Genomic DNA, 5,035 nt, shown 5'->3' with positions numbered 1-5,035 from the left:
GCTCCGAGGCCCCCCCCCCCCCCCGCCCGCGCGCCCCCCCCCCCCGCCCCCCCCCCCCCCCCCCCCCCCCCCCCCCCCCCCCCCCCCCCCCCCCCCCCCCCCCCGCCACGTGCACCTCGGTCCCGGCGCCGAGGCCCGCGATCGCCTCGCGGGCCTCGGCGCCGAGCTCGTCCAGGTCCCCGTAGCGGGCCGAGAAGTGCGTGAGCACCAGCCGGCGCACGCCCGCGCGCGCCGCCGCCTCGCCGGCCTGCCGCGCGGTCAGGTGCGCGTACTCCTGCGCCAGCCGCTCGTCGCGGTGCAGGTAGGTCGACTCCACGACCGCCAGGTCGGCGCCGCGCAGCAGGTGCTCCACCGCGGGGCAGGCGCGGGTGTCCATCACGAGGGCGAACACCTGACCCGGCCGGGGTTCGGTGACGTCGGCCAGCCGCACCCCGCGCAGCTCGCCCTCGCGCTGCAGCACGCGCACGTCCGGGCCGGCGATCCCCGCCGCCGCCAGCGCCTGCGGCCGGAACCGCACCCCGTCGGGTTCGGTGAGCCGGTACCCCACGGCGGGCACGCGGTGGTCCAGCGCCCGGGCCGTCACCGCGCAGCCCGCCACCTCGGTGACCGGGACGTCCTCCGCGCGCACCGGCACCCCCTGCACGCACGCGTCGACGTCGGCGTCGGCGACCGCGGCCAGGGCGCGCAGGTGCGGCACGGCCTCCTCGGGGCCGTGCACGGTCACGGAGCGGCCGGGGGAGTCCAGCGCCATCCGGTTCAGCACGCCCGGCAGGCCCAGGCAGTGGTCGTTGTGCCGGTGGGTCACGCAGATCCGTTCCACCCGGGGGGAGGCGACCCCGCCCAGCACCATCTGCCGCTGGGTGCCCTCGCCGGCCTCGAACAGCACCGAGGTGGAGTCCCAGCGCAGCAGGTAGCCGTTGTGGTTGCGGGTGCGGGTGGGTGCCTGGCTGGCGGTGCCCAGGACGACGAGTTCGCGTGCTGCCACGCCCCCAGCCTGCCCCCTCGCGGGGGCCGGTGCGCGGGCCTCGACACCCAGTTAGCAAAGTGATATCACTTTAGGGACCCGCTCGAGAGGAGAGCACCGTGTCCCGCACCGTCCAGGCCCGCTCCGCCCAGGAACGCCTCGCCGACGACCAGGCCCCCTCCGCCGCCCCGCCGGCCACCACCCCCGTCGGCCACGACGGCGCCCGCGTCGACATCGCCGAGCGCCCCGCCCCCCACCTGCACGGCGCCCGCGCCCTGCTGGCCGTCGCGGTCCCCGCCGTGCTGGCGCTGGCGCTGGCCGGCCTGGGGTTCGCCGTGGCGGACCTGCGGGTGGCGGCCTGGGTGCTCGCCGCCCTCGCGGGCCTGGCGACGCTCGTGCTGCTGACCTCGCTGCGCACCGTGAACCCCGGCCAGACGCGCGTCGTGCAGTTCTTCGGCCGCTACACCGGCACCGTCCGCGACCCCGGGCTCGTCATGGTGGTGCCGCTGTCCACCACGGTGAGCGTCTCGGTGCGGGTGCGGAACTTCGAGACCGGCCGGCTGAAGGTCAACGACGCCACCGGTTCCCCCGTCGAGGTCGCCGCGATCGTCGTGTGGCAGGTGGCCGACACCGCCCAGTCCACGTTCGCCGTGGAGGACTACGACGAGTTCGTGGAGATGCAGAGCGAGTCCGCGCTGCGCCACGTCGTCACCACCCACCCCTACGACGCGCCCGCCGCCGGCGGGACCTCCCTGCGGGGTTCGACGGACGTCGTCGCCGACGAGCTGGCCCACGAGGTCGCCGCCCGCGTCGCCGTCGCCGGGGTGGAGGTCGTGGAGGTGCGCATCACGCACCTGGCCTACGCCGCGGAGATCGCCCAGGCGATGCTGCAGCGCCAGCAGGCCTCCGCGATCGTCGCCGCCCGCGAGCAGATCGTCGCCGGTGCGGTCGGGATGGTGGAACTGGCCCTGGCGCGGCTCCAGGAGCTCGACGTGGTCGAGCTCGACGAGGAGCGCAAGGCCGCGATGGTCAGCAACCTGCTGGTCGTGCTGTGCGGGGACGGGCGGGCCACCCCCGTCGTCAACACCGGCACGCTGTACGGGTGAGCGCAGCGGGCGGAGCCGCGGACGGGGCTCCGCCGCGGGGGCGCGGCCGCAAGCAGGTGCTGCTGCGCCTGGACCCGGCCGTGCACGAGGCCCTGGCGCGCTGGGCCGCGGACGACCTGCGCAGCGTCAACGCCCAGGCGGAGTTCGTCCTGCGCGAGGCGCTGCGCCGGGCCGGGCGGATGCCCGCCGACGCCGGCGACCTGCCCCGCCGCGGCCGCCCCCCGTCCCCGCGGCGGGACGGCGGCTGAACCGCGGGGGTGCGGGCCCGCCACCGCGGGGGCACAGTGGGCGCCGACGAGGTCCGGCAGCCGGCCGCCTCCAGGGTGAACGGGGAACCGCTGGTGCGAGCCATGGTCTACCGCGGTCCGTACCGCGTCCGCGCGGAGGAGAAGGACCCGCCGCGCATCGAGCACCCGAACGACGCGATCGTGCGGGTCACGCTGGCTGCGATCTGCGGTTCCGACCTGCACCTCTACCACGGCGCGATCCCCGACACCCGGCCCGGCACCACCTTCGGGCACGAGTTCATCGGCGTCGTCGACCAGGTGGGCCCGTCGGTGGAGAAGCTGCAGGTGGGGGACCGGGTCATGGTGCCCTTCAACATCTTCTGCGGTTCCTGCTACTACTGCGCGCGCGGGCTGCAGTCGAACTGCCACAACGTCAACGCCAACGCGACCGCCGTGGGCGGGATCTACGGCTACTCCCACACCGCCGGCGGGTACGACGGCGGCCAGGCCGAGTACGTGCGCGTCCCGTTCGCCGACGTGGGCCCCGCGCGCATCCCGGAGTGGATGCACGACGAGGACGCGGTCGTGCTCACCGATGCCGCGGCGACCGGGTACTTCGGCGCGCAGCTCGCCGACATCGTCGAGGGCGACGTCGTCGTGGTGCTCGGGGCGGGCCCGGTGGGCCTGCTCGCGGCGCAGTCGGCCTGGCTCATGGGGGCCGGGCGCGTCATCGTGGTGGACCAGCTGCCCGAGCGCCTGGAGAAGGCGCGCACGATGGCCCACGCGGAGACCGTGGACTTCACCGAGCACGACGACGTCGTCGTCCACCTGAAGCGGATCACCGGGTACCTCGGCGCCGACGCGGTCATCGACGCGGTGGGCGCCGAGGCGGACGGCAACTTCCTGCAGCACGTCGCCGGGGCGAAGCTGAAGCTGCAGGGCGGTTCCCCGATCGCGCTGAACTGGGCGATCGACGCGGTCCGCAAGGGCGGCACGATCTCCGTGATGGGTGCCTACGGGCCCGTCCCGAACGCCGTGAAGTTCGGCGACGCCATGAACAAGGGCCTGACGCTGCGGATGAACCAGACGCCCGTGAAGCGGCAGTGGCCGCGCATGTTCGAGCACGTCCGCAACGGCCACCTCACGCCCCGCGAGGTGGTCACGCACCGCTTCCCCCTGGAGCACGTCGCCGAGGGGTACCACGTCTTCTCGTCCAAGCTCGACGGCTGCATCAAGCCGCTCGTCGTGCCGGGCGCGAGCTGAGCAGGAGGAGCCGACGTGACCGAGCCGCGCCAGACCCGCCTCGAGGGCACCGACCTCGCGGACGTGGACCCCGAGAACCCCGCGTACACGTACACCGCCGCCAAACCCCCGTTGCCGGAGACGCCCGAGCAGTTGCGCGCCCGGATCCCCGGCTGGGGCGTGGACCTGGACCCGGCGGACCGCCCGTCGTTCCCGCGCGAGCGCTTCGACCCGGACCTCAACGGCGCGCACTGGGAGTTCCCCGAGCGCCAGCCCGAGCGGTTCCCGCGCGAGCGCTCGATCGAGCACGCGTTCCTGACGCCGGTGTTCGGCACCGCCACGCCGCTGAAGGGGGCCTCGGGCGCGGTGCGCCGCTGCGCGTACCGCTACGGCGAGGCCCGCACCGCGCACTGGCTGCTGCTCATCGCCGCGGACCGGGTGGACTCGCTGGAGGAGACGGTGCGGTCCTTCGCGAGCCGGCACCCGGACGACCCCGTCACGGAGACCGGCGTGCGCGCCGAGCTGACCCACCACGGGTGGCGTTCCCGGGTGGGGCGGGGGCGCGCGGACGTGCACCACCAGGTGCTGGACCCGGTCGTCGTCGCCGCGCCCTGGGTGCTGGGCGGGGTCGTGGGGTACCGGGCCGTGCGGGCGCTGGTCCGGCGGGTGCGCTGATCCGAGCTCTTCCGTTCGTCGCTCAGCGTGGTGGTCGTTGCACCTGGTGCGATGCCCGGCGGAGGAACGTGTGACGTGCTCGCCCGTCCGGCGCAGGCGGCGGCTGTCGGGGACCTGAGCGGGCGGTGTGCACCGGCACAGTCGTGGACACGCACGGTGACCACCGTGCGAGCCCCTCCTCGCCTCCCGGAGTGATCCCCGTGCGTCTGAAGCTCGCCGCCGCCCTCGCCGCCACCACCCTCGCCGGTGCCGCGCTCGCCACCGCCGGCAGTGCCGCCGCCCAGGGCGACACCCCCGTCAAGACGGCGACCTCCTCCGCCTGGACGGGCAGCGGCTTCCAGCTGAAGTCGGCCACGACCGAGCGCGGCAACCTGCGCCTGTCCGGACGGGACCGCTACGAGACCGCGGCGGAGGTGTCCGCGGCGATCTGGGAGTACGACAACACCCCGATCGTCTTCCTCGCCTCCGGCACGTCCTTCCCGGACGCGCTGGCCGCCGGCCCCTCCTCCCTCGGCGCCGGGCCGCTGCTGCTCACCGAGCGCGACTCCCTGCCGGCCGCCACCCGCGCCGAGCTGCAGCGCCTGCGCCCCTGCTACCTGGTGGTCGTCGGCGGCGCCTCGAGCGTCTCCGACGCCGTCTTCGCCGACGCCGAGCAGTACACCGACCCCGCCGGCTGCCCCGCCTGACCCCCACCACCTCCCCACCCCGGGGGGGGGGGGGGGGGGGGGGGGGGGGGGGGGGGGGGGGGGGGGGGGGGGGGGGGGGGGGGGGGGGGGGGGGGGGGGGGGGGGGGGGGGGGGGGGGGGGGGGGGGGGGGGGGG

The 5,035-nt window shown here is 76.0% G+C and carries 6 protein-coding genes; 5 read left to right on the top strand and 1 reads right to left on the bottom strand.

Annotated features, from left to right (window positions below):
- Nucleotides 1-985, bottom strand: a 985-nt coding sequence (locus ACRYR9_RS19480; RefSeq protein WP_432540216.1) for an MBL fold metallo-hydrolase, incomplete at its 3' end; no start/stop codon positions are given.
- Nucleotides 986-1,083: 98 nt separating this feature from the next.
- Here ACRYR9_RS19480 and ACRYR9_RS19475 point away from each other — a divergent pair.
- From ACRYR9_RS19475 to ACRYR9_RS19455, 5 genes are all read left to right on the top strand, one after another.
- Nucleotides 1,084-2,070, top strand: coding sequence for an SPFH domain-containing protein (locus tag ACRYR9_RS19475; RefSeq protein WP_432493416.1), 987 nt, complete (start codon nucleotides 1,084-1,086; stop codon nucleotides 2,068-2,070).
- On the top strand, nucleotides 2,067-2,318 hold the full coding sequence (locus ACRYR9_RS19470; RefSeq protein ID WP_432493414.1) for a type II toxin-antitoxin system antitoxin: 252 nt from the start codon (nucleotides 2,067-2,069) through the stop codon (nucleotides 2,316-2,318). Before ACRYR9_RS19475 ends, ACRYR9_RS19470 begins: the two co-directional genes overlap by 4 nt.
- 93 nt (nucleotides 2,319-2,411) lie before the next feature.
- Nucleotides 2,412-3,560 carry a zinc-dependent alcohol dehydrogenase gene (locus ACRYR9_RS19465; protein ID WP_432493412.1) on the top strand — a complete coding sequence of 383 codons (1,149 nt, stop codon included), beginning with the start codon at nucleotides 2,412-2,414 and terminating at the stop codon, nucleotides 3,558-3,560.
- A 63-nt stretch (nucleotides 3,561-3,623) separates the two neighbouring features.
- Nucleotides 3,624-4,214, top strand: a complete 591-nt coding sequence (locus ACRYR9_RS19460) for a hypothetical protein (protein ID WP_432493440.1) — start codon at nucleotides 3,624-3,626, stop codon at nucleotides 4,212-4,214.
- A 191-nt stretch (nucleotides 4,215-4,405) separates the two neighbouring features.
- The gene (locus ACRYR9_RS19455) at nucleotides 4,406-4,900 is read left to right on the top strand and encodes a cell wall-binding repeat-containing protein (RefSeq protein WP_432493410.1); all 495 of its coding nucleotides are present in this window, start codon (nucleotides 4,406-4,408) and stop codon (nucleotides 4,898-4,900) included.
- Nucleotides 4,901-5,035 lie beyond the last annotated feature (135 nt).

Origin of the sequence: Kineococcus auxinigenes (assembly GCF_050871525.1) — a bacterium.
GTDB lineage: Bacteria > Actinomycetota > Actinomycetes > Actinomycetales > Kineococcaceae > Kineococcus.
This window is presented reverse-complemented; position numbering and strand designations above follow the sequence as displayed.